We start from the raw sequence: 22,863 nt of genomic DNA, 5'->3' as shown, positions 1-22,863 counted from the left end.
GAACACGCCCCCATGATGGACGTCCTTAACCTAGCGCTGCCGTATTTCGGTTTGATCTTCATCGGCTTCGCCTGCGGGAAGCTGAAGAAACTACCGGAGGCCGGGCTCAGCTGGATGAATTTCTTCCTGCTGTATGTGTCGCTGCCGGCGCTGTTCTTCCGGATCATGTCGAAGACCCCGTTCGAGGAGTTGAACAACCTGCCGTTCGTGGTCGCGACGACCGCGGCGACGGCGACGGCATTCTTTCTGTCGGCCTTTGTCGGGCGGCTGATCAGCGGGCTGCCGGTGCGGCAGGCCACCATGGCCGGGCTGTCGGGGGGCTACGGCAATATCGGCTATATGGGGCCGGGACTGGCGCTCGCGGTGCTCGGCACCCAGGCGGCGGTGCCGACGGCGCTGGTGTTCTGCTTCGACAGCATTTTCCTGTTCTCGATCGTGCCGTTGGCGATGGCCCTGACGGCCGCAGAGAAGCGACCGCTGCTGCCGACCATCGGCATCGTCATCAAGCATATTCTGCTGCACCCGCTGATCGTGGCTGCCTATCTTGGTGCACTGGCGGCGGCGCTGCATGTCCAGCTTCCCGTGGCCATCGACGGCATGCTGGTTTTCCTGCAGAACTCCGCGGCGCCGGTGGCGCTGTTCGTGCTCGGCGTCACCGTGGCGCTGCGGCCCATGGGGCGCGTGCCCTGGGAGGTTCCGGGCGTGATCGCCGTCAAGCTGATCGTGCATCCGCTGATCGTGTTCGCCCTGATGTGGCTCACGGGGCCGTTCCCGCCGGAATGGGCGGCCACCGCTGTGCTGCTGGCGTCGCTGCCGCCGGCGCTCAACGTGTTCATCATCGCCCGGCAATACGATACCTGGATCGAGCCCGCCTCGGTGGCGGTGCTGATCGGCACCTTCATGTCGGTGATCACGCTGACGTCGGTGATGTATCTGCTGAAGACCGGCCAGATCGCGTTCTGAGCGCGCGCGCTAGCGGGCGCGCCATGACAGCGCCAGGCCCTCGCGCATGGCGAGGCGGCGGATCGGCCCGACCGAACCCATCAGATGCATGCCGAGCGCGCGCATCGTCTGCACCGGCAGGAGATCGCTGAGCAGCGAGCGGTTGGCCATGTCGATGGCGAAGGTGCGGCTGGAAATGTCGCTGCGCCGCGCCTGCTCGAATTTCGTCAGCACCATTGGCGCGCCGGGATCGTCGCCCGCGGCGAGGGCGTCGCCGACGATGGCGGCAATGTCGCCGGCGTCGCGCAGCCCGAGATTGAGGCCCTGTGCGCCGATCGGCGGCACCACATGGGCGGCTTCGCCGGCCAGTACGATCCGGTTCCGCGCGACCTGTTTGGGCTGCTCGATGGCCAGCGGGAACAGATAGCGGCCGGGCTCCACCTGCATGCGGCCGAGGATCGAATGGGCCTGCTTTTCCACGGCCTGCGACAGCGCCTCGTCACTGAGGGCCATCAGCTGCTCGGCTTCCCTGGGCTCGGCGACCCAGACCACGCTGGAGCGATCGCCTGGCAACGGCACGAATACGCAGGGGCCGTGCGGGGTGTGGAATTCGGTGGAGACGTTGCGATGCGGCCGGGTGTGACTGACGTTGAAGGTGAGGGCGGCCTGGCCGAGCGTGCGGCGCTTCACCTCGATGCCGGCGGCGTCGCGGCACATCGACTGCCGTCCGTCGGCGCCGACCACCAGGCTGGCCGAGAGGAAGGCCCGCCGCGCAGGCGCACGACCGCGCCGATGTCGTCGACCGCGACCGACTCCGCCTCGTCGTCGAAACGGGTGAGCCTGTCCATTTCCGCGGCGCGCGCTTCCAGCGCGATCATCAATTCGCGGTTCTGGATATTGTAGCCGAACGTCTCCATGCCGATCTCGTCGGACTGGAACTTGACCTCCGGGGCGCGGATCAGCCGTCCGGTGTCGTCGACCAGCCGCATGGTCGTCAGCGCCGCAGCCTTGTCCGCGCAGCGCGACCAGACGTCGAGCCGCTCCAGCAGATCGACGGAGCCGCCGAGCAGGGCGGTGGTGCGGTTGTCCGCATAGGGCAGGCGGCGGGCGACCAGCGCCGTGGCGGCACCGGCTGCGGTCAGCGCGATGGCCGCCGCGAGGCCGGCGGGGCCGCCGCCGATCACCACGACATCGTAAACAATGGGATTTTCAGCTTGGTCGGTCATGCCCGAACCATCGGCCTTTGCGCGGATATTTTCAAGGCCGCAGCGCCGCCGCCGAGCGTTCCCGCGCGGCAGAACGACGCAAACCGGCATGTGCAATTGCGAGTGATTCCTGATAGCACTGGGCGGGAAATGACCGCCAGCCCGCACGATGTTCCGATCTCTTCCCGATCCGCGCGCGCGGCGGCGTTTTCCGTTCACATCTTCACCGCGCTGGGCGCCGGCGTCGCGCTGATCGCCATGCTGGAGGCGGTGCGCATGCACTGGGCCGGCATGTTCGGCTGGCTCGGCGTGGCGCTGGTGATCGACGCCATCGACGGACCCGTCGCGCGGCGCCTGAACGTCGGTCAGGTGTTGCCGGACTGGTCCGGCGAGGCGCTCGATTTCGTGGTCGATTTCATCACCTACGTGTTCGTGCCGGCCTATGCGATCACCGCCAGCGGCATTCTGGCGCCGATGAGCGCGGCGCCGCTCGGCGTCGGCATCGTGGTGTCGAGCGCGCTGTATTTCGCCGACCGGCGCATGAAGACCTCGGACAATCATTTCCGCGGCTTTCCGGCGCTGTGGAATGCCGTGGCGTTCTATCTGTTCCTGCTGCACCCCGCGCAATGGGTCGGCAGCCTCGCGGTGCTGGCGCTGATCGTTTTGACCTTCGTGCCGCTGCACGTCATCCACCCCGTGCGGGTGTCGCGGTTGCGCCGGCTCAACCTGGCGCTGATCGCGCTGTGGGGCGTGCTGGCCATCGTGGCACTGGTGCAGGATTTCAGGGTTGCGACGCCGGTGAGTGCGGCGCTGTGCGCCATTGCCGTCTACATTGTCTGCGGCGACACGGTCATCCGCCTGCTGAGGCCCACAGCTCGATAGTCGCGTTCGGCCGATCCCAGCTGCGCTGCCGATCCTGATCGCCGGGGCTCTCCATGGTTTCGTTGGCGTCGTCGCGGTGTGCGCAAAGCACAGCATATTTTGCGAACCGGTGGCCGCGCCAGCGGGCCGCAGTTGACAACGATGGCTCGTCGGCTATCGCATTGGTGAGAAGAAATTCAAGGGAGCCAGATGATGACCAAGGCCGTGCGCGTTCACAAGGTGGGGGCCCCGAAGCTCTCGTTTACGAGGCCGTCGATGTGGCCGCCCCCGGCCCGGGTGAGGTCCGCATCCGGCAGCACGCCATCGGCGTCAACTTCATCGACGTGTACTTCCGCACCGGCCTCTACAAGGCGCCGCAGCTGCCGTTCATCGCCGGCAACGAGGCGTCCGGCGAAGTGGTCGAGGTCGGCCCCGGCGTCACCGGTTTCCATCCCGGCGACCGCGTCGCCTATTATTCGGCGCTCGGCAGCTACGCCACCGACCGCGTGTTCGCCGCCGACCGCCTGGTCAAGCTGCCCGACCGCATCACCTACGAGCAGGGCGCCGTCCTGATGCTCAAGGGCCTGACGGTTTGGTATCTGCTGCACAAGACCTTCAAGGTCGAGCCGCACCATCGCGTGCTGATCCATGCCGCGGCCGGCGGCATCGGCCTGCTGGCCTGCCAATGGGCCAAGGCGATGGGCGCCCATGTCATCGGCACCGTCGGCTCCAAGGAGAAGGGCGAACTGGCGCTGGCCAATGGCTGCGATCACGTCATCTACTACAACGAGGAAAACTTCGTCGATCGCGTCAAGCAGATCAGCCGCAACGAGTTGTGCGACGTGGTCTATGACGGCGTCGGCAAGACCACTTTTCCGGGTTCGCTGTCGTGCATCAAGCCGCGCGGCATGTGGGTGTCGTTCGGCAACGCCTCCGGCCCTGTGCCGCCGTTCTCGATCGCTGAACTCAACAATCACGGCTCGCTGTTCGCGACCCGGCCGAAGCTCAACGACTACGTCGCCAAGCGCTCGGACTTGCTGGAAGGCGCCGACACGCTGTTCTCGGCTGTCATCGACGGCAAGCTGCACGTGCCGATCAACCACGCCTATGCGCTGAAGGATGCCGCAAAGGCGCATATCGATCTGGAAGCGCGCAACACGACGGGTGCGTCGATTTTGAAGCCGTAGGATTGGAGGCGACGCGGCGCATTCTTCTTCACCCTCCCCTTTGAGGGGAGGGTCGACAACACGGCGCGCAGCGCGGTGTTGTCGGGGTGGGGTGACACCGTGTTTGTTCAGCATCGAAGCTGACATCAGCGCTGTCACCCCACCCCGCCGCGCATCCGCTGCGCGGACTGCGCGCCGACCCTCCCCCTCAAAGGGGAGGGTGAAGATGCGCGCCTTCGCGCAACTTTCTATTCGAATGTCAAACAGCCAGGTGCTCTCGTTCTCGCGGCGCCCGTGGCGTCCGAGGTGTGAGCAGTCCTCCCCTCCAGACATGAGGGGAGCGGCGCGCCGGCAGGCGCGGTTGTGGTGGTTGGGACGCGATCCGTCACGCCGTCGCAACGGCGAAGCGGGTCGCGGCGCATGCGGGCGCGCCACCGCGGGATTTAGGGCCACGGGACCGTGCTTCCGGGACAGTGCGTGCGCGCCCCTGAGAGACGCCACTGCGGCGGGATTTCGCCCGCCTTTACTGTCCGCGTCCAGCCACTCAAGGCAGACCCTCTTAGTGGGGCCGGACGGTTCCCCGCGCCTCCCGGGGGCGTGCTTGCGAGGCACGCGCGCGGGACACCGCATCCTGCTCCACTACCAAGACGCCTCATGAAAGCGCCCCTCGGTGAACAGGACGGGGAGACTATAAGGCTTAAATAGGATAATAGTCAATAGTCTTTGTGAGAGATTCTTGCGCTCGCCGTTGCCGGCCTCGTGTCCCGGACGCGCCGCGACATGGCGATGCGCAGCATCGCATGCTGCTGCGCAGATCCGGGACCGTATCAGGCGCCGTGATTGGACCGACCCCGGATCTGCGAAGCAACCGCGCCGCCGAGCGGCGTAGTGCATCGCGTCCGGGGAACGCGCAGTCGCACAAGCCAACGACGGACAACACGGACTCGCAAGAGATCTCATGGCCAAAGGGGTGCGCCGTCCAGCCCCGTGGTTTCCGGCAGGCCGCAGATCAGGTTCGCATTCTGTATCGCCTGACCGGCCGCGCCCTTGCCGAGATTGTCGACGACGCCCATCGCGATCACCAGATTGCGCTCCGGATCGGCGGCATAGCTGACGAATGCGAGGTTCGAGCCGGTCGCCCATTTGGTCTGCGGCGGCTTGTCGGTCACGCGGACGAACGCCCGCCCGGCATAGAAGCGCCGGGCCGCGTCCAGGCACTGGTCCGTGGTGGCGCGGCCGCGGCAGTAGATGGTGACGAGCACGCCGCGGGTCATCGGCACCAGGTGTGGCGTGAACACCAGCCCGGCCGCGCTGCCGCCACTCAGCCGCTCGATCGTCTCCGCGATCTCGGGCATGTGGACGTGCTTGAGCAGACCGTAGGGCTGCAGGTTCTCGTTGCTATCGGCGTAGCCGAACCTGCTGTCGGCGCCGCCACGGCCGGCACCGGAGATGCCGGTCTTGGCGTCGATCACGATGTTGCCAGGCTCGATCAGCTTGTTGACCAGCAGCGGCGTGAGAGCGTTCAGCGTCGCCGCGGGAAAGCAGCCCGGGTTGGCAACACGGGTCTGCCCCCGATCTGGACTGGCCAGACATCAGCCAGCCCGTACGCCCAACCCTCGACGTAGCGGTGGTCGCCGCCGATATCGACGATCTTCACGTCCCTGGGGACGCGCGCCAGCGCCTCGGCTGAGGCGCCCGTCGGCAGCGACGCGAACAGCACGTCGAGCTTCGGCAGGGTCGCGGGATCCCACTTCTCAATCACCAGCTCGGCCAGCCTGGCCGGGACACCGGGGAAGCGGTCCACCAACCGGCTGCCGGCGCTGCCGTCGCCCGCGGCGTAGACGAGTTCGAAAGACGGGTGGCTCGCGATCAGGCGCATCGCCTCGCCGCCGCCAAAACCACTGATCCCGACAATACCGACGCGAATACTCATCATTGTGTCCTCATGTTTGAATTTTGGGCGCGATGCCCCGGGTGGCGCACACGCGCATAGAGCCGGTCGAATTCTGGTGGATCACGCCTGGCGCCTCATCCGACGCATCTGGCAGCGCCCATCCGCGTCAGGATCGCATCGAGCATGGCGATCATCTGGCTGATCTCGGCGCGGGTGACGTTGAGTGCCGGCATCAGCCGCAGCGCGTCGGGCCGCGGCGCGTTGAGCAGCAAACCGTCCTCAAGCGCTGCGGCGACCACGGCGGCAGCAATCGGCCGCTTCAGGTCGAGCGCCAGCAACAGCCCGCTGCCGCGCACGCCGCCGAGTCCGTGCCGCGCCGAGATGCGCTGCAGCTCGTCGGCGAGAAACAGGCCGTGGTCGCGCACCGACTTCAGGAAGGCCGGCTCGGCGATGTGCGTGAGTACCGCAAGTCCCGCCGCGCACATCAGCGGATTGCCGTTGAAGGTACCGCCCTGGTCGCCGTGCTCGAACACGGCTGCATGATTTGTCGCGAGCAGGGCGCCGAGCGGCGCGCCGCCGCCGATGCCCTTGCCCAGCGTCATGATATCCGGCGCGATGCTGGCCTGCTCGTAGTTGAACAGCGTGCCGGTGCGTCCCATGCCGGTCTGGATCTCGTCGACGATCAGCAGCAGCCCGTGCTCTTTGGTCAGCGCGCGTAGCGCCTGGAGGAATTCCGGCGTCGCCGGCCACACGCCGGATTCTCCCTGGATCGGCTCCAGCATGACCGCGATGGTGTTGGCGCCAATCAGCCGTTCCACCGAGGCGATGTCATTGGTGATAGCCTTGGGGAATCCCGGCACCTTCGGCTCGAACAGCGGCTCAAAGGCTTTCTTGCCCGACGCCGACATGGTCGCCAGCGTGCGGCCGTGAAACGAGTTCTCGAAGGTGATGATCTCGTAAGCGCCATTGCGATGCAGCGCGCCAAACTTGCGCGCGAGCTTGATGGCGCCCTCGTTGGCTTCGGCGCCGGAGCTGGTGAAGAACACTTGGTCGAAAGCGCTATGGGCGATCAGCGCCGCGGCGAGCTTGAGGCTGGCGTCGTTGTAGAACGCCGGACTCGGCGTGATCAGCCGTTTGGCTTGCGCGGTCAGTGCGTCGATGAGAACGGGCGGCGAATGGCCGAGGCTGTTCACCGCCCAGCCCTGGATGAAGTCGAGATAGCGCTTGCCGGTGTCGTCCCACAGCCAGCTGCCTTCGCCCCTGGCGAAGACGATATGCGGGCGCGGGGTGATATCCATCAGGGCGTCGAACGGATGGGTGGCGATGGTCATGGCGGTCTCCTGTGCTGGGAATGAACAGGCGGCCCCGAAACGGAAGAAGGCCGCACTGCGGGTGCGGCCTTCTCGAAACGTACTGAACGTCAGGCGTTCAGCGTCGTCTTCGGACATGGCGCAACCCGGCATCGTCGCAGGAGCGACGACGGAGGGCAGCGCGGGTCAAGGTCCGGTTGAAGGTCATGGCGGGCGAATACAGCCGAGGGGTGAGGTGTGTCAAGTGGAGTTGCGGAATCGATGCGGCGGCGGTGTCGCATTCTCTGGTGTCATCCCCCGCGAAAGCGGGGATCCAGTATCCGGAAGCATCGCGGTTCTATCGCCTGCGCCGGCGTTTACTGGGTCGCCCGGTCCTGGCGCGCAAGTGCGTGCAGGCCGGGCGACGACAGTTCGCGTGGTATCAAAACCCCGCGACACTCCCATGCAGGTCATACGCGTCGGCGCGTTCGATCTTGGCGGTGACGATCTCGCCGACCTTGAGCGGGCGACGTGCGGAGACATAGACCGCGCCGTCGATGGCCGGCGCGTCGGACTTCGAGCGGCCCTTCGACACGGTCGGGCCGACCTCGTCGATGATCACCTGCTGGCGGGTGCCGACCTTGCGCTTGAGGCGACGCGCGGAGATCTTCTGCTGGCGCTCCATCAGCGCGTTCCAGCGCTGCTGCTTGATCTCTTCCGGCACGGCGTTGCCGAGCGCATTGGACGGCGCGCCGGCCACCGACTCGTACTTGAACGCGCCGACGCGATCGATCTGCGCTTCCTCGAGCCAGTCGAGCAGGTACTGGAAATCGCTCTCGGTCTCGCCGGGAAAGCCGACGATGAAGGTCGAACGCAAGGTCAGGTCCGGGCACTCCTCGCGCCACTTCTTGATCCGTGCCAGGGTCTTGTCCTGGGCCGCCGGGCGCTTCATCGCCTTCAGCACCTCGGGTGCGGCGTGCTGGAACGGGATGTCGAGATAGGGTAGCACGTTCTTGTTGGCGTTCATCAGGCCGATGACTTCGTCGACATGCGGGTAGGGGTAGACGTATTGCAGGCGCACCCAGGCGCCGAGCTCGCCGAGTTCCTTGGCTAGATCGTAGAATTTTGCGCGGACCTCACGGTCCTTCCAGATGGAGGTCGCGTACTTCACATCGACGCCGTAGGCCGAGGTGTCCTGCGACACCACCAGCAGTTCCTTGACGCCGGCCTTCACCAGGTTCTCGGCCTCGCGCAGCACCTCGGCAGCCGGGCGCGACACCAGATCGCCGCGCAGCTTCGGGATGATGCAGAAGCTGCAGCGGTTGTTGCAGCCTTCGGAGATCTTCAGATAGGCGTAATGCCGCGGCGTCAGCTTGATGCCCTGCGGCGGCATCAGGTCGAGATGCGGATTGTAGACCGGCGGCAGCGCGCGGTGCACCGCCTCCAGCACGCTCTCATATTGCTGCGGGCCGGTGATGGAGAGCACGTTGGGATAGGCCGCCTCGATCTGCTCGGGCTCGGCGCCCATGCAGCCGGTGACGATCACCTTGCCGTTCTGCGCCATGGCGTCGCCGATGGCCCCCAGCGACTCCGCCTTGGCGCTGTCGAGGAAGCCGCAGGTGTTGACGATGACGATGTCGGCGCCGTCATGCTTGCGCGCCAGTTCATAGCCCTCGGCGCGCAGCCGCGTGATGATGCGTTCGGAATCCACCAGGGCCTTGGGGCATCCCAGCGAAACAAAGGAGATTTTGGGCGCGGGGGCCTGCTGCATGTTCGATCTGCCTGATTGAAGGGCAGGAGCTAGTCCTATTTACTCATAAATACAAGGCTTTAAGCGGCCTGAGCCCGTGTTATGGATGGACCAGCAGGGAATCCCGACACCGATGCCGAACGAAACGTCGCCAAAGATCGTCATCGTCGACGAAAGCCCGATCCGGGCCGCGATCCTCGAGGAGGGGCTGCGCGAGGCCGGCTATCTGGATGTCCAGCATATCAGCGAGATGCACAACCTGCTGGCGCGGATCTACGCGCTGGACCCGGACGTCATCCTGATCGATCTCGAAAACCCCAGCCGCGATATTCTGGAACAAATGTTCCAGGTCAGCCGCGCGGTGCGCCGGCCGGTGGCGATGTTCGTCGACCAGAGCGATTCCGAGTCGGCGCGCGCCTCGGTGGACGCCGGGGTATCGTCCTATATCGTGGACGGGCTCAAGAAGGAGCGCATCAAGCCGATTCTCGATCTGTGCATCTCGCGCTTCAATGCCTTCTCCAAGCTGCAGGACGAACTCGAGCGCACCAAGTCGGCGCTGGAGGACCGCAAGATCATCGATCGCGCCAAGGGCATCGTGATGAAACTGAAAGGCCTCACCGAAGAGGAGGCCTATGTGCTGCTGCGCTCCACCGCGATGCGCGAGAAAAAGAAAATCGGCGATATCGCGCAGTCGATCATCACCGCGGCGGAGTTGCTGAAATGACCGGTCAACCGCTTCACATCGGCTTCATCCCGCTGGTCGATGCGGCCTCGCTGATCGTCGCTGTCGACAAGGGCTTTGCCAGGGACGAAGGCCTCGATGTCACCCTGGTGCGCGAGGTGTCGTGGTCGAACGTGCGCGACAAGCTGAATATCGGCCTGTTCGATGCCGCCCATCTGCTGGCGCCGGTGGCGATCGCCTCGAGCCTCGGGCTCGGCCATGTGAAGGTGCCGATCATTTCGCCGTTCACGCTCAATCTCAACGGCAACGCCATCACGGTGTCGCCGGCGCTGCACGACCAGATCGTGGCGCATCTGCAGGGCGACATCGCCGATCCCCTGGCGACCGCGCAGGCGCTGGCCCGCGTCGCGGCGGACAGGCGCAAGAGCGGCGCCGAACCCCTGACATTCGGCATGACGTTCCCGTTCTCGACGCATAATTACCAGCTGCGGTTCTGGATGGCCGCCGGCGGCGTCGATCCCGACGAGGACGTGCATCTGGTGGTGCTGCCGCCGCCCTACATGGTGGACAGCCTGACCAACGGCCATGTGGACGGTTTTTGCGTCGGCGCGCCGTGGAACGCGGTGGCGGTTGAACGCGGCATCGGTCGCATCCTGCATTTCGGCCCGGACATTCTGACCCGCGCCGTCGAGAAGGTGCTGGCCGTGCGCAGCCGCTGGGCCGAGGAGCATCCGGACACCGTGTCGGCGCTGATCCGCGCGCACCAGAAGGCCGCCGACTTCATCGATGAGCCGGGCAACCGCGACGAGGTCGCGGCGCTGCTGGCGCGTCCCGACCGCGTCGATGCCGACGCCGCGATCATTCACGCGGTGCTGGCGGGGCGTTTGGCGACGGCGAAAGGCGGGGCGCCGCGTGAAAATTCGAACTTCATGGCCTTCGGCCGCAATGGCGCGGCAAGGCCCGACCCCACCCAGGCGGCCTGGCTCTATGCCCAGATGGTGCGCTGGGGCCAGGCGCCATTCAACCCGGAGGCGTTGAAGACTGCCGAGGCGGTGTTCCGGCCGGATCTCTACGACGCCGCGCTGGGCCTCGCGGCCCCGCCGGCCGCCGACGGTGACGCTATCGGCGCATTTGCCGGCCCGGCCTTCGACCCCCGCAATATCGCCGCGCATCTGGCGGCGTTCGAGATCGCGCGCGTGAAGGGGTGAGGCTCATCCGCGCGGTTCGAGGCGGCGCCGACGAACGTGCCTGACCCGAGTGACTGCGATTTAGTCGCCGTCTAATTATTGAGCGTGCGGTGCAAAATGCCGGCACGCCGCGCTAAGCCGACCGCCGCAGAGCGACATAACGTTCTGAAGTTTATGACGAATATTTTTCCGAGCCGCTGGCACGAGACTTGAATGTCTTGTCCCAGCCGGCGTTCGCAGATGCCCGCCGGCCACTATCCAAGATGGATTTCCGCAGCAACGAGGCTGATCGGACCGCTCCAGACATCAGACGCGCTATGTGCCCTGAGTTCTGTGCGGTTAGTCGTTCCGTTTCCCCGTTGGCGCCACGCGAGTGGCTGCAGGAGCTTCGTCGCAATCATGAAAATCGAGACCGTCTCCGTCGATTTCACCGACGACCAGAAGCGCTACCTGGAAGGCTTTACCACCGGGCTGCAGATCAGCCGCGTCGGCAAGGGCTTTGGCGGCGGCGCATCCCCTAAGGCGACTGCCGAACCGACCGGGCCGGAAGCGGCGCATATCAGGGCGCAGGATCGCACGCTGGCGGCCGGCAAGAAGCTGGTCGATCAGGAAAAGTGGAAGCGCGAATATCACCCGTTCGATGCCTATCACAGGCTGAAGGAGCAGGCGCAGAGCGATGCGCGGCCGTCACCGGCCGACAACTTTCGCTGGCGCTATTACGGCCTGTTCTATGTGGGACCGACGCAGGATTCCTATATGTGCCGGCTGCGCATTCCCAACGGCATCCTGACCCACTGGCAGTTCGCGGGCATGGCCGACCTGCAGGACCGGCTGTGCGCGCCGTTCGCCAATGTCACCACCCGCGCCAACCTGCAGTTGCGCGAGATCCCGCCGAAGCATGCGGTAGCATTGATCGAAGGCATCCAGGATCTTGGCCTGTGCTCGCGCGGCTCCGGCGCCGACAACATCCGCAACGTCACGGGCACGCCGACCGCCGGCATCGATCCGCAGGAGCTGCTGGACACAAGGCCTTATGCGCGCGAGTGGCACTATCACATCCTCAACGACCGCTCGCTGATCGGCCTGCCGCGAAAATTCAACGTGGCCTTCGATGGCGCCGGCAAGATCGCGGTGCTCGAAGACACCAACGACATCGCGTTCCAGGCCGTCGAGGTGAAGGATGGTTTCGGCGTCGAGTCGGGCATCTGGTTCAAGCTGGGGATCGGCGGCATCACCGGCCACAAGGATTTTGCCAAAGACACCGGCATCATCGTCAAGCCGGCCGATGCGACAAAAGTGTCGGACGCCATCGTGCGTGTGTTCACCGATCTCGGCGACCGCACCAACCGGCTCAAGGCGCGGCTGAAATACGTCATCGACGGCATGGGCATGGACAAGTTTCTGCTGCTGGTGGAGGAGAAGCTCGGCCACGCCTTCACCCGCGTGCCGGCCGAGGCACTGGCACCGCGCCCGGCCTTCGACCGCAACGCGCATCTCGGCGTGCACCAGCAGAAGCAGGCGGGGCTGAACTGGATCGGCGTGGCGCTGCCGCTGGGCAAAGTGACCTCGTACCAGATGCGCGGCCTGGCTAAGATCGCGCGGGATCTCGGCGACGGCGATATCCGCCTCACAGTCTGGCAGAACCTGCTGATCCCAGGCGTGCCCGACGACAAGGTGGCGCTGGCCACCGCCGCCATCGAAGCCATCGGCCTTTCCATCGCCACCACCGAAATCCGCGCCGGGCTGATCGCCTGCACCGGCCGCGCCGGCTGCAAGTTCGGCAATGCCGATACCAAGGCCACCGCGGCCACATTGGCCGACTGGTGCGATCCGCGCGTCACCTTGGATACGCCGATCAACATCCATCTCACCGGCTGCCACCATTCCTGCGCGCAGCATTACATCAGCGACGTCGGCATGATCGGCGCGCGCGTCGCGGTGGGCGACGGCGATGATACGGTCGACGGTTTTCATATCTTCACCGGCGGCAGCTTCGGGCCCGGTGCGGATGTCGGGCAGGAGGTCTATCGCGACATCAAGTCGGACGACGCGCCGCTCGTGGTGGAAAAACTGCTCAAGGCCTACATGGCGAACCGCGCCTCGCCCGATGAAACCTTTCTCACTTTCGCGCGCCGCCACGACGGCGAGACGCTGCGCAAACTCGCCGACGCACAGGTGTCCGCATGAACCAGATGACGCCGCCTCCCAAAGTCGAGATCATTCCCGCGTCTGCGCCGTTCTCGGAAGCGCAGCGTTCGTGGCTGAACGGCTTCTTCGCCGGCCTGCTGTCGGATGCGCCCACGCCGCTGTCGGCGGAGCAGGGCGCTGCCGTGATGGCGGAAGAGGACGACGGCGCGCCGTGGCACGACCAGACCATGCCGATCGCCGACCGCATGAAGCTCGCCGAGGGCAAGCCGATCAGGCGCAAGATGATGGCGGCGATGGCGCAGCAGGACTGCGGCCAGTGCGGCTACAACTGCAACGACTACGCAGATGCGCTGGCCGGCAAGGCCGAGGCGCGGCTCAACCTCTGTGTGCCCGGCGGCAAGGAAACCGCGCGGATGCTGAAGACGCTGCACGAGGAGCTGGAGAAGGCGCCGGCGGCAGGTGGTGCACCAGCCGCCAAAGCGGTGGACGAGCCGGCGGCGCCTGCCGCGCCCGATCCCGCGACGCTCGGCCGCTCCCGCGACAATCCGGCGCCTGCGACCTTCCTTGGCCGCCGCCTGCTCAACGGCAAGGGCTCGGAGAAGGAAACCTGGCATATCGATTTCGACCTGTCGGGCTGCGGGCTCGACTATGTGGTCGGCGACAGCTTCGGCATCTTCGCGTCCAATGATCTCGGTCATGTCGACCAGATCATCGCGCTGCTCGGCGCGTCGCACACCACCGAGGTGCGCGGCAAGACGCTGCGCGAGGTGCTGCAGAACGAGGTGTCGCTGGCGCCGGCGCCGGACAGCCTGTTCGAGCTGATCTCCTATCTCACCGGTGGCACGACGCGCGCCAAGGCACGCGCGCTGGCGCAGGGCGAAGACCCCGACGGCGATGCCGCGACGCTCGACGTGATGGCGGCGCTGCAGAAATTCTCCAATGTGCGGCCGCATCCGGAAGCCTTCGTCGAGGCGCTGGAGCCGCTGCAGCCGCGATTGTATTCGATCTCGTCGTCGCACAATGCCACGCCTGGCAAGTTGTCGCTGACGGTGGACGTCGTCCGCTATGTGGTGGGCAAGCGCAAGCGGCACGGGCTGGCTTCCAGCTTTCTCGCCGATCGCATCCAGCCCGGCGACCAGCTCAAGGTCTACGTGCAGAAGGCGCACGGTTTTGCGTTGCCGGAGAACCCGGAAACGTCGATCATCATGGTCGGACCTGGCACCGGCGTCGCGCCGTTCCGCGCCTTCCTGCACGACCGCAAGGCGACCAGGGCGCCGGGCAAGAACTGGCTGTTCTTCGGCCACCAGCGCAGCGCCTCGGACTTCTTCTATGCCGATGAGCTCAACGCCATGAAGAGCGAGGGTTTTCTCACCCGGCTGTCGCTGGCGTGGTCGCGCGATGCCGGCGAAAAATTCTACGTGCAGGATCGCATGCGCGAGGTCGGCCGCGACCTCTGGACCTGGCTCGCCGAGGGCGCCCACGTCTATATCTGCGGCGACGCCAAGCGCATGGCCAAGGATGTCGAACGCGCCATGGTCGACATCGTCGCCCAGCACGGCGCGCGCTCCACCGACGAGGCGGTGCTGTTCGTCGCCAACCTCAAGAAGAGCGGGCGCTTCCAGCAGGACGTGTACTGAGACTGCCGGGGGCGACGATCAGGAATACCGTCAGTCCATAAAACTTGAGCGAATAAAATTCTCGCGATGAATCGATCCGGAGATGTTTCGTCTCTGCAGCGTGGTTTTGCGGAGTCCGTATCGTTATTTTCGAGGCGCGCTTGCTTCAGGGGCAAATCAGCATTTTGTTATGCGTGAGATGCCCGATTGGAGAACCACGATGCGTGAACTGTCTGCGGAAGCCCGCTTGCATGGACGTGCCCGCATGGCATCGCGCGGCTCGGCCGTCCATATCCAGACCTTCGCGCTGTACAGCTCGCTGGCGCTGATCGCCGCCATCGTGCTGGGGACACTGTCGGTCCATCCGTTCTGATCGTCCCGCGTAGGAGCCTTCCTGCATCCGCGAGATCCACGTATGGCTGCGCGACCGTAGCTGGCTGACTGTAGCGCCCGTTCGACGCGGCGCGATGTCGGTGGCCTGGTCCTCCTTGCATGACGCCGACAGACGTCGGTTCTGGCAGGGAGTTCAGCGATGCACCACGGCGATATTTCATCCAGCAAGGACACCGTCGGCGTCGCCGTCGTGAACTACAAGATGCCGCGGCTGCATACCAAGGCCGAGGTGCTGGCCAACGCGCAGAAGATCGCCGACATGATCGTCGGCATGAAGTCCGGACTGCCCGGCATGGATCTGGTGATCTTTCCGGAATATTCCACGCAAGGGATCATGTACGACTCCGCGGAGATGTACGAGACGGCGTCACAGGTTCCGGGCGAGGAGACTGACATTTTTGCCGCAGCGTGCCGCAAGGCCAAGGTGTGGGGCGTGTTCTCGCTGACCGGCGAGCGCCATGAGCAGCATCCGCACAAGGCGCCGTACAACACGCTCATTCTGATGAACGATCAGGGCGAGATCGTGCAGAAGTATCGCAAGATCATGCCGTGGGTGCCGATCGAGGGCTGGTATCCCGGCAACTGCACCTACGTCTCGGAAGGCCCGAAGGGCCTCAAGGTCTCGCTGATCATCTGCGATGACGGCAACTATCCGGAGATCTGGCGCGACTGCGCCATGAAGGGCGCCGAACTGATCGTGCGCTGCCAGGGCTACATGTATCCGGCCAAGGACCAGCAGGTCCTGATGGCCAAGGCGATGGCCTGGGCCAACAACGTCTATGTCGCAGTTGCCAATGCGTCGGGCTTCGACGGCGTCTATTCTTATTTCGGTCATTCGGCAATCATCGGCTTCGACGGGCGCACCCTCGGCGAATGCGGCGAAGAGGATTACGGCATCCAGTACGCCGCGCTGTCGAAATCATTGATCCGCGACGCCCGCCGCAACGGCCAGTCGGAAAACCATCTCTTCAAGCTGCTGCACCGCGGCTACACCGGCACCATCAATTCCGGCGAAAGCAACAAGGGCGTCAGCGGCTGCCCGTTCGATTTCTACTCGACCTGGGTCTCTGATCCCGAAAAGGCGCGCGAGAACGTCGAGGCGTTCACGCGCACCACGGTGGGTGTGGAAGAATGCCCGATCGAGGGTCTGCCGCATGAGGGGATGTTGAACGACAGGTGATGTAGGCCTGAGCAAGGCCACAACCTCCGACCTCATCCTGAGGAGCGGCGTCTTCGCCGCGTCTCGAAGGATGCCACGCGCGTCATGGTTCGAGACGCGCGCCGAGGAGACGCGCTCCTCACCATGAGGGCGGTGCTTGCCGTGGTGGAGGTTTATCCCGCCTTGAACGGCTTCACATCGATCCCCGCCGCCTTCAACCCGTCGCGTACGTGGCGGCCGAGCTCCACGGCGCCCGGCGTGTCGCCGTGAATGCAGACCGTGTCCATCTTCATCTTGATGACCTTGCCGGTGATCGACGTCACCGCGCCGTCCTGCACCATGCGCACCACGCGTTCGGCGACCATGACGGGATCGTGCAGCACCGCGCCGGGCTTCTTGCGTGACACCAGGTTGCCATTGTCCTCGTAGGCGCGGTCGGCGAACACTTCGTGCGCCAGCTGCAGGCCGGCGGCTTCGCCGGCGCTGACCAGCTTGGAATTCGACAGCACCACGAACACCAGGTTGCGGTCGACGCCCTTGATGCCAGCGGCGATGGCGCGCGCCGTCATGTCGTCCTCGCAGGCGACGTTGGAGATGGCGCCGTGCGCCTTCACGTGGGTGACCTTGTAGCCTTCCATGGCGGCGATCGATTGCAGCGCGCCGATCTGGTAGGCGACCAGGTTCTCGATCTCCAGTGCCGTCAGGCCGACGATCGGCCGGCGCCCGAAGCCGTGCAGGTCGCGGTAGCCGGGATGTGCGCCGATCGAGACGTTGCGTGCTTTGGCGAGTTGCACCGTCTTGCGCATCACGTCGGCGTCGCCTGCGTGATAGCCGCAGGCGATGTTGACCGAACTCGCCAGATCGATCATGGCGGCGTCGTTGCCCATCTCCCAGACACCGAAACTTTCGCCCAGATCGCAGTTCAGATCGATGCTCATGGTTGTGCTTTCCGCTTCGCAGGGTTTTGAAAACTAGTCGCCGGCCTCCGCCGGCATTTGGGTCTGCCAGCTCCAGGCGTCGGTGGCGCTGACGGCGACGCCGGCGACATTGGCCGAGGTCAGCGCCTCGATGTCGAGCGACTGCGTATCGGCGTCCTGGACGCGGCCGGGCAGGCTGCGCAGCAAGTCGGCGGTGGCGCGGTATTCCGCCTGCGCTTCCGCCATGCTGATGGCCTTGAAGCGGAAGCCGCGGCCGGGCTGGGTCTGGCCGAAGCGGCCAAGGTCCGTCGAGATCACCGTGGCGATCTTCGGATAGCCGCCCGAGGTGCCCCGATCCGGCATCAACATGATCGGCGCGCCGTTGCCGGGCACCTGGATGCTGCCATTGACGGTGCCGTCGGAGACGATGTTGTGGCCGTGCAGGTGCTTGATCGCCGGACCTTCGAGGCGATAGCCCATGCGGTCGCTCATGGCCGAGATTTTCCACTCGCTGTCGAGAAACGCCCGTATGGCGTCGTCGCCGAACTCGTCGTCCTGCGGGCCCATCACCACGCGAATGGGGCCATCCGCCGGTGCCGGCAGATCGATGCGCTTCTCACTGCCACTGCTGCCGACGGCCGTGGCGAGCTGCAACTCGTCGCCCGGCTGCAGCGGGCGCGGATAGGGGCTGCCGAGTCCGGCGCGGGCATTGACCGCAAGGCTGCCGAACATCGGCTCGCCCTGCACGCCGCCGACGATGGCGAGGTAGCCGAACACGCCGCCGCGGGCGACACCGATGTTCAGGCTCTCGCCGTCATTGAGCGTCACCGACGTATTCAGCGCGACCGGTTGTCCGGCGATGTCGGCCGGGCGCGTGGCGCCGGTGAGGGCGACGCGGACTGCGCCGCCGTGCGCGGTGACGACGGCATTGAGCGGACCGATCTCGATGGCGGCGGCAAACAGCGCATTGCCGAGCAGCGCATTGGCGGCAGCGAGCGCCACCCGGTCGACGGCGCCGGACGGCACCAGGCCGTAACGTTGCGCGCCGAACCGGCCGGCGTCCTGCACTGAGCTTCCGGGACTGATGGCGGTGATGAGGAGCTTGCTCATGAGGGCATCAGTTCGGCGACGAACTCGCCGGCGTCGGCGGCGCGCTCCTGTTCGGCGAAGGTTTTTTCGTCCACTGCCGAGAAGGTGATGGCATCGCCGGGCTCCAGCAGGAAGATCGGATCGCGATGCAGCTGATAGGTGCGGACTGCTGTACGCCCGAGCAGGTGCCAGCCGCTGGGGCCGGCGAGACACTGGATGCCGGTCTGGATGCCGCCGATCGAGACGGTGCCGGCCGGCGTCAACAGCCGGGGATTTTGTCGTCGCGACATCTGCATGTCCGGCGACAGGCCGCTGAGATAGGACCAGCCCGGCGTGAAGCCGATCATGGCGACGCGATAGTCGCCGGCGACATGGCGCGCCACCACCTCGTCCGGGGTGATGTTCAGGGTCCTGGCGACATCTTCGAGATCGATGCCGTTCTCGCCGCCATAGGCCACCGGAACGCGCCAGCGCCGCGCCGGGGCGGCCGCAGGCACCGGCAGCTGGCCCAGCACCGCCAGCTGTTCGCCGAGCATGTCGAAGGGGATCTGCAGCGGATCGTAATGCACCAGCAGCGAGCGATAGGTCGGGACGGTCTCGGTGATCCCCGCGATCGGCTCGCGCGCCAAATGGCGATCGAGCGCCAGCACGCGGCGATTGGCGTCGGCGTCGATGGTGCGGCTGAACTCGACCGTGATCGCGGCGTCGCCACTGGGCAGGATACGGGGCGGGGAAAGGGGCGCGATCATGGCCTCACAACATCGGTGTTGGACGCTGCAGCTGTAGCGCGTTTCACCGCGGAACGGAATTCGCTTTCTTGCAAATAGCCGTGCGACTTCAATAAATTAATGCACATCAGTGCGATAAGCTGGGGTGATCGGTTGCCATGCGTGGCGCGCCTTGCGATGCGCGCTGACGCCCCTTGACGCGGCGGCCTTGCCCCGCAAGATGCGCCGCCAATCAAACCTCACCGGAAGAAGCCGCGCCATGTCCCTGACCCCCGAAGCCATCGCCATTCTGTCGAAAGTCTCAACGGCGACCATCACCACGGTCCTGCTGAAGAAGGGGCTGCGGAACGTCTGGCTGCGCGGCGCCCGGCCGCTGCGTCCCGGCGCACCGCGCCTGGTCGGCCCGGCCTTCACGCTGCGCTTCGTGCCGGCGCGCGAGGATCTCGCCACGCCCGAGTCGTGGTCGTCGCCGATCTCGACCCGCACCGCCATCGAAGCCATGCCGGATGGCTGCATCGCGGTGGTGGACGCCATGGGCGTCGTCGATGCCGGCATCTTCGGCGACATCCTCTGCGCGCGCATGAAGAAGCGCGGCGTGACTGCATTGGTCACCGATGGCGCCGTCCGCGATCTCGAAGGCGTGCTCGGTACCGACCTGCCGGTGTGGTGTGCCGGCTATGCCGCGCCGCCGTCGGTCGCCGGCCTCACCTTCGTCGGCTGGGGCGAACCGATCGGCTGCGGCGGCGTTGCCATTTTCCCGGATGACGTCATCGTCGCCGACCAGGACGGCGCGGTGGTCATCCCCAAGGCCTTCCTCGACCTGATCCTCGCCGAAGGCGCGGAGCAGGAGCGCATGGAGGCGTGGATCGTCGACGAGGTCAACAACGGCGCCGTGCTGCCGGGCCTGTATCCGATGAACGCCGAGACCAAGGCGCGCTACGCCGCGTCGAAGAAGTAACGACTGTTGTTATCAACCCTCATCCTGAGGAGCGGCGGCTTCGCCGCGTCTCGAAGGATGGGGGAATGTTCATCCCTCATGGTTCGAGACTCGCGCCAAGAGCGCGCTCCTCACCATGAGGGTTGCTCAGGAGGTCATGCCATGAAGATCATCGCCGCCGGTTCGCGTCCTACGGCACGCGCGCCGCAGGACTATTTCACCGGCACTGTCTGGCAGGACCCGATCGTCGCGGCGGAAGCGCCGGCGCGGCTGGTGGCGACCCGCGTCGGCTTCGAGCCCGGCGCCCGCACCGCCTGGCACAGCCATCCGCTCGGCCAGACCCTGTATGTGATCTCCGGCGTTGGCCGGGTGCAGACGCTGGGCGAGCCCGTCAGGGAAATCAGGCCCGGCGACACCGTGTGGATTCCGCCTGGCGAGAAGCACTGGCACGGCGCCTCGCCGAGCAACGGCATGGTCCATATCGCCATGCAGGAATCCCTCGACGGCAGCTTTGCCACCTGGATGGAGCAGGTGTCCGACGCGGACTACAATGCAGCGGTGGGCGGCTGACAAACGTCTGTTGTCGTTCGGGGCAGGCGCAACGTCCGCAGTGGGGCGAAGTGACGCTCAGTTCACCCGGCTCCAGGTCTGGCCGCCGCAGAACATCCCGCCGAAGGCGCAGCCCTGTACGCGCAGGCTGTCCGGGCTCTTCAGCGCGATGGTGGAATCATATGTGCTGCCGCTGTTGGGATCGAAGATCCGGCCGCTCCATTTGATATCGCTCACAGGCTTCATGTTGATCAGCACCTGATCGGCATTGGCGTCGGTCTGTGTGTTCACAGAATAGCCGCACAGGTTGGTGCCGCAAGGCTCGATGCGAACCTTGCCTTCCTTCTCCTCGGTGAGCCAGACCCCGAGCGGGGAACTCGGCGGACGCGGAGCCACGGGCTGCTGTTTCTGCAGCGACGCCACAACCGCGGGGTTGGTCACCGCGGGCGTCGCCGGCTTGGCCACCGGCATTTCGGCGCGCGCCGCGGCCACCGAAGCCGGCACCGCGCTCAGTTTGGTGACCTTGTCGGCGGACTTGGCCGCGTTCGCGGCGTGCGGTTTCACCTGAACCGCGGCCGGTGCGGCGGCGCTGTGTTTGGCGGGTGATGGCGTACGCGCCGGAATCGCCGTCGCAGGGCAGGGTGTATTACGGCAATCGGTGCTATTGGCTATCGAGACATCGGTCGCCTGGGCGGCGGTGCCGGCCAATAGCAGTGTGGCGAGGGTCACAAGCCGTTTCATGATGACCTCCTGAGCGGTTTGCTATCAGTCTGGTTTCATACGCGGCGCGCAGCGTCGGTGATCTGCCGCAGGCGCGTTGGCGACGGCCGCGATGCGCGACCGGTCAATGCCGAAGCCACGCCAAGGCGTGCCGACGCCGCACAAGGTGCCCGCGGATGGCGACATTTTCTTGGCGAAATGCGACCGCCGATGTGATGAAAATCTAGTCGAACCAGCGGCTGTAGATGGACTTGTAGCTGCCGTCCTCGATGACGATGTGCAGCCACTGATCGACGAACGCCTTCAGCGGTACATCGCGCTGCAGCCAGTAGGCCTTTTCGGCGAAGTCGAACGGCTTGCCGGGATGTACCGCGCACAGCACGCCGCGATGCAGTTTCTGCTGGTACAAAGTCTCCGATGAATCGGTCATCATCAGGTCGGCGCGGCCGTTGGCGATCTCATCGAAGATGGTCACATTGTCGTTGTGCATCCTGATCTCGGCGTTCTTCACATGGGCCCGCGCAAAGCGCTCGTTGGTGCCGCCGGGATTGACGATCACGCGGACGCCGGGCCGATCGATCTCGGCGAGCGTCTCGAACTTGCCATTGTCGGCGCAGCGGGCGATCGGCGTCTTGCCCTCGCGCATGATCGGGGTCGAGAACAGTCCCTTCTTCTGGCGATCGAGGGTGATGGATACGCCGCCCATGGCCATGTCGAATTGATCGGCCTCGAAATCCGCCATCAGTTTCGGCCAGCTGGTCTTGACGTATTCGGCCTTGACGCCGAGAGCCTTCGCCAGGGCTTCCGCCATGTCGACGTCGAAGCCGCGAAAGGTCGATGTGTCGCCCTGGTACGAACTGAACGGCATGTAATCGCCGGTCAGGCCGACGCGAATGGTCCCGCGCTTGACGATGTCGTCGAGCCGCGACGGCGTCTGAGCGAGCAACGGCGCGGTCATGAACATCAGCGCGGCGCACAGGCCGGCTGCGAGGCGTCCCCTCATATTGTGTCCCCCATTGTCCCACATCACCGCGATTGGATGCGCAGGTTGACGGCCATTCTACAGGGATGCCGGCGCGTTTCAACGCGGGGAAGCGATCGACACACCGTTGTCCGACGGTGGGATGCGTCAGCTCTCGCCGGCTTCGTAGCCGTCGTGGTCGGCGTCGTGCGGGCGGAGTGTCATCTGGCTTTTCAGCGCGTCAAAGCGCTGCTGCGCCTCGCGGGCTCGCGCGTCGATGAAACCGATCACCTCGTCCTTCGGCATCGGCCCGCTGCTCAGCGGCCGTGAATTCGAACCGATGGTCTCGTCGACGAAGTAGCGGCCTTCGTCGTCGCGCCGCGCTGCCCAGCGAAACCGGATCGCCTCGAGCGGACCAGGGCCGAGTTTCACGTAGTGATCGACGTCGATGGCCTCCGGTTCGGGGGCAATGCTCGGAGCCGGCTCCTCCACCGGTTCGGCAGCGTGGGCCGGTTCGTCAGCCGCCGGCGGGGCAGCGGACTCCGTCCTGGGGCTCAGGTTCTCGGCGGGATGATCGAGAATGCTCGCAATCGCCGCGAGTGCATGATCGGTCGGATCGTTCTGGTTCAAAAACGCATCTCCCGGCAACCTGCTGAACTACAAATATGAC

At 65.6% G+C, this 22,863-nt stretch carries 18 protein-coding genes and 3 pseudogenes; 11 read left to right on the top strand and 10 right to left on the bottom strand.

What is annotated here, in order from left to right; all coding sequences use genetic code 11:
• Positions 1 to 12 precede the first annotated feature (12 nt).
• Positions 13 to 963 (top strand): AEC family transporter, encoded by a 951-nt coding sequence (locus tag ONR75_RS18775; protein WP_265078594.1) that lies wholly within the window; start codon positions 13 to 15, stop codon positions 961 to 963.
• A 9-nt stretch (positions 964 to 972) separates the two neighbouring features.
• On the opposite strand, the pseudogene ONR75_RS18770 reads toward ONR75_RS18775, so the two are convergent.
• Positions 973 to 2,168: pseudogene (locus ONR75_RS18770) on the bottom strand (UbiH/UbiF family hydroxylase).
• Between the two features lie 129 nt (positions 2,169 to 2,297).
• On the opposite strand from ONR75_RS18770, the gene pcsA reads away from it, so the two are divergent.
• Together pcsA and ONR75_RS18760 are read left to right on the top strand one after the other, a co-directional pair.
• Entirely contained in the window at positions 2,298 to 3,029 is a 732-nt protein-coding gene (gene pcsA, locus ONR75_RS18765) for a phosphatidylcholine synthase (RefSeq protein WP_265078593.1), read from the top strand.
• Between the two features lie 192 nt (positions 3,030 to 3,221).
• A pseudogene (locus ONR75_RS18760) lies at positions 3,222 to 4,195 on the top strand (quinone oxidoreductase family protein).
• A 935-nt stretch (positions 4,196 to 5,130) separates the two neighbouring features.
• Here the strand turns inward: ONR75_RS18760 and argC are convergent.
• From argC to rimO, 3 genes and pseudogenes are all read right to left on the bottom strand, one after another.
• Positions 5,131 to 6,107: pseudogene (gene argC, locus ONR75_RS32495) on the bottom strand (N-acetyl-gamma-glutamyl-phosphate reductase).
• A gap of 95 nt (positions 6,108 to 6,202) precedes the next feature.
• The gene (locus ONR75_RS18745; RefSeq protein ID WP_265078590.1) at positions 6,203 to 7,399 is read right to left on the bottom strand and encodes an acetylornithine transaminase; all 1,197 of its coding nucleotides are present in this window, start codon (positions 7,397 to 7,399) and stop codon (positions 6,203 to 6,205) included.
• Between the two features lie 400 nt (positions 7,400 to 7,799).
• Positions 7,800 to 9,128, bottom strand: coding sequence for a 30S ribosomal protein S12 methylthiotransferase RimO (rimO, locus tag ONR75_RS18740; protein ID WP_265078589.1), 1,329 nt, complete (start codon positions 9,126 to 9,128; stop codon positions 7,800 to 7,802).
• 112 nt (positions 9,129 to 9,240) lie between these two features.
• Between rimO and ONR75_RS18735 the strand changes: the two genes are divergently transcribed.
• The 6 genes from ONR75_RS18735 (at position 9,241) to ONR75_RS18710 (ending at position 16,313) form a co-directional block, all read left to right on the top strand.
• Complete coding sequence (locus ONR75_RS18735) at positions 9,241 to 9,831, top strand: ANTAR domain-containing response regulator (protein WP_265078588.1); 591 nt, start codon at positions 9,241 to 9,243, stop codon at positions 9,829 to 9,831.
• The gene (locus ONR75_RS18730) at positions 9,828 to 10,997 is read left to right on the top strand and encodes a CmpA/NrtA family ABC transporter substrate-binding protein (RefSeq protein ID WP_265078587.1); all 1,170 of its coding nucleotides are present in this window, start codon (positions 9,828 to 9,830) and stop codon (positions 10,995 to 10,997) included. The genes ONR75_RS18735 and ONR75_RS18730 overlap by 4 nt, the downstream gene beginning before the upstream one ends.
• Positions 10,998 to 11,375: 378 nt before the next feature.
• Positions 11,376 to 13,163 carry a NirA family protein gene (locus tag ONR75_RS18725; RefSeq protein ID WP_265078586.1) on the top strand — a complete coding sequence of 596 codons (1,788 nt, stop codon included), beginning with the start codon at positions 11,376 to 11,378 and terminating at the stop codon, positions 13,161 to 13,163.
• Entirely contained in the window at positions 13,160 to 14,761 is a 1,602-nt protein-coding gene (locus ONR75_RS18720; protein WP_265078585.1) for a sulfite reductase subunit alpha, read from the top strand. The genes ONR75_RS18725 and ONR75_RS18720 overlap by 4 nt, the downstream gene beginning before the upstream one ends.
• 199 nt (positions 14,762 to 14,960) lie before the next feature.
• Positions 14,961 to 15,113: a hypothetical protein gene (locus ONR75_RS18715; RefSeq protein ID WP_265078584.1), complete on the top strand. Its 153-nt coding sequence runs from the start codon at positions 14,961 to 14,963 to the stop codon at positions 15,111 to 15,113.
• A gap of 159 nt (positions 15,114 to 15,272) precedes the next feature.
• Entirely contained in the window at positions 15,273 to 16,313 is a 1,041-nt protein-coding gene (locus ONR75_RS18710) for an aliphatic amidase (RefSeq protein ID WP_265078583.1), read from the top strand.
• Positions 16,314 to 16,465: 152 nt separating this feature from the next.
• Here the strand turns inward: ONR75_RS18710 and ONR75_RS18705 are convergent, their stop codons facing one another.
• From ONR75_RS18705 to pxpB, 3 genes are read right to left on the bottom strand one after another with little or no spacing between them, the layout of a single operon-like run.
• Complete coding sequence (locus ONR75_RS18705; protein WP_265078582.1) at positions 16,466 to 17,230, bottom strand: LamB/YcsF family protein; 765 nt, start codon at positions 17,228 to 17,230, stop codon at positions 16,466 to 16,468.
• 33 nt (positions 17,231 to 17,263) lie between these two features.
• Positions 17,264 to 18,319 carry a biotin-dependent carboxyltransferase family protein gene (locus ONR75_RS18700; RefSeq protein ID WP_265078581.1) on the bottom strand — a complete coding sequence of 352 codons (1,056 nt, stop codon included), beginning with the start codon at positions 18,317 to 18,319 and terminating at the stop codon, positions 17,264 to 17,266.
• Positions 18,316 to 19,047: a 5-oxoprolinase subunit PxpB gene (pxpB, locus tag ONR75_RS18695; RefSeq protein WP_265078580.1), complete on the bottom strand. Its 732-nt coding sequence runs from the start codon at positions 19,045 to 19,047 to the stop codon at positions 18,316 to 18,318. The genes ONR75_RS18700 and pxpB overlap by 4 nt, the downstream gene beginning before the upstream one ends.
• 238 nt (positions 19,048 to 19,285) lie before the next feature.
• Here pxpB and ONR75_RS18690 point away from each other — a divergent pair, with 238 nt between their 5' ends.
• On the top strand, positions 19,286 to 19,984 hold the full coding sequence (locus ONR75_RS18690) for a ribonuclease activity regulator RraA (RefSeq protein ID WP_265078579.1): 699 nt from the start codon (positions 19,286 to 19,288) through the stop codon (positions 19,982 to 19,984).
• Positions 19,985 to 20,125: 141 nt separating this feature from the next.
• Entirely contained in the window at positions 20,126 to 20,533 is a 408-nt protein-coding gene (locus tag ONR75_RS18685; RefSeq protein WP_265078578.1) for a cupin domain-containing protein, read from the top strand.
• Positions 20,534 to 20,590: 57 nt separating this feature from the next.
• On the opposite strand, the gene ONR75_RS18680 is transcribed toward ONR75_RS18685, so the two are convergent.
• From ONR75_RS18680 to ONR75_RS18670, 3 genes are all read right to left on the bottom strand, one after another.
• Positions 20,591 to 21,253 (bottom strand): DUF2147 domain-containing protein, encoded by a 663-nt coding sequence (locus tag ONR75_RS18680; RefSeq protein WP_265078577.1) that lies wholly within the window; start codon positions 21,251 to 21,253, stop codon positions 20,591 to 20,593.
• A gap of 202 nt (positions 21,254 to 21,455) precedes the next feature.
• On the bottom strand, positions 21,456 to 22,235 hold the full coding sequence (locus tag ONR75_RS18675) for a transporter substrate-binding domain-containing protein (RefSeq protein ID WP_413776364.1): 780 nt from the start codon (positions 22,233 to 22,235) through the stop codon (positions 21,456 to 21,458).
• 126 nt (positions 22,236 to 22,361) lie between these two features.
• On the bottom strand, positions 22,362 to 22,823 hold the full coding sequence (locus ONR75_RS18670; protein ID WP_265078576.1) for a hypothetical protein: 462 nt from the start codon (positions 22,821 to 22,823) through the stop codon (positions 22,362 to 22,364).
• Between the last annotated feature and the right edge of the window lie 40 nt (positions 22,824 to 22,863).

The sequence above is a fragment of the Rhodopseudomonas sp. P2A-2r genome, from assembly GCF_026015985.1.
GTDB lineage: Bacteria > Pseudomonadota > Alphaproteobacteria > Rhizobiales > Xanthobacteraceae > Tardiphaga.
Note: the sequence above shows the minus strand (reverse complement) of the source record. Positions and strands in the feature narration are given on the sequence as shown.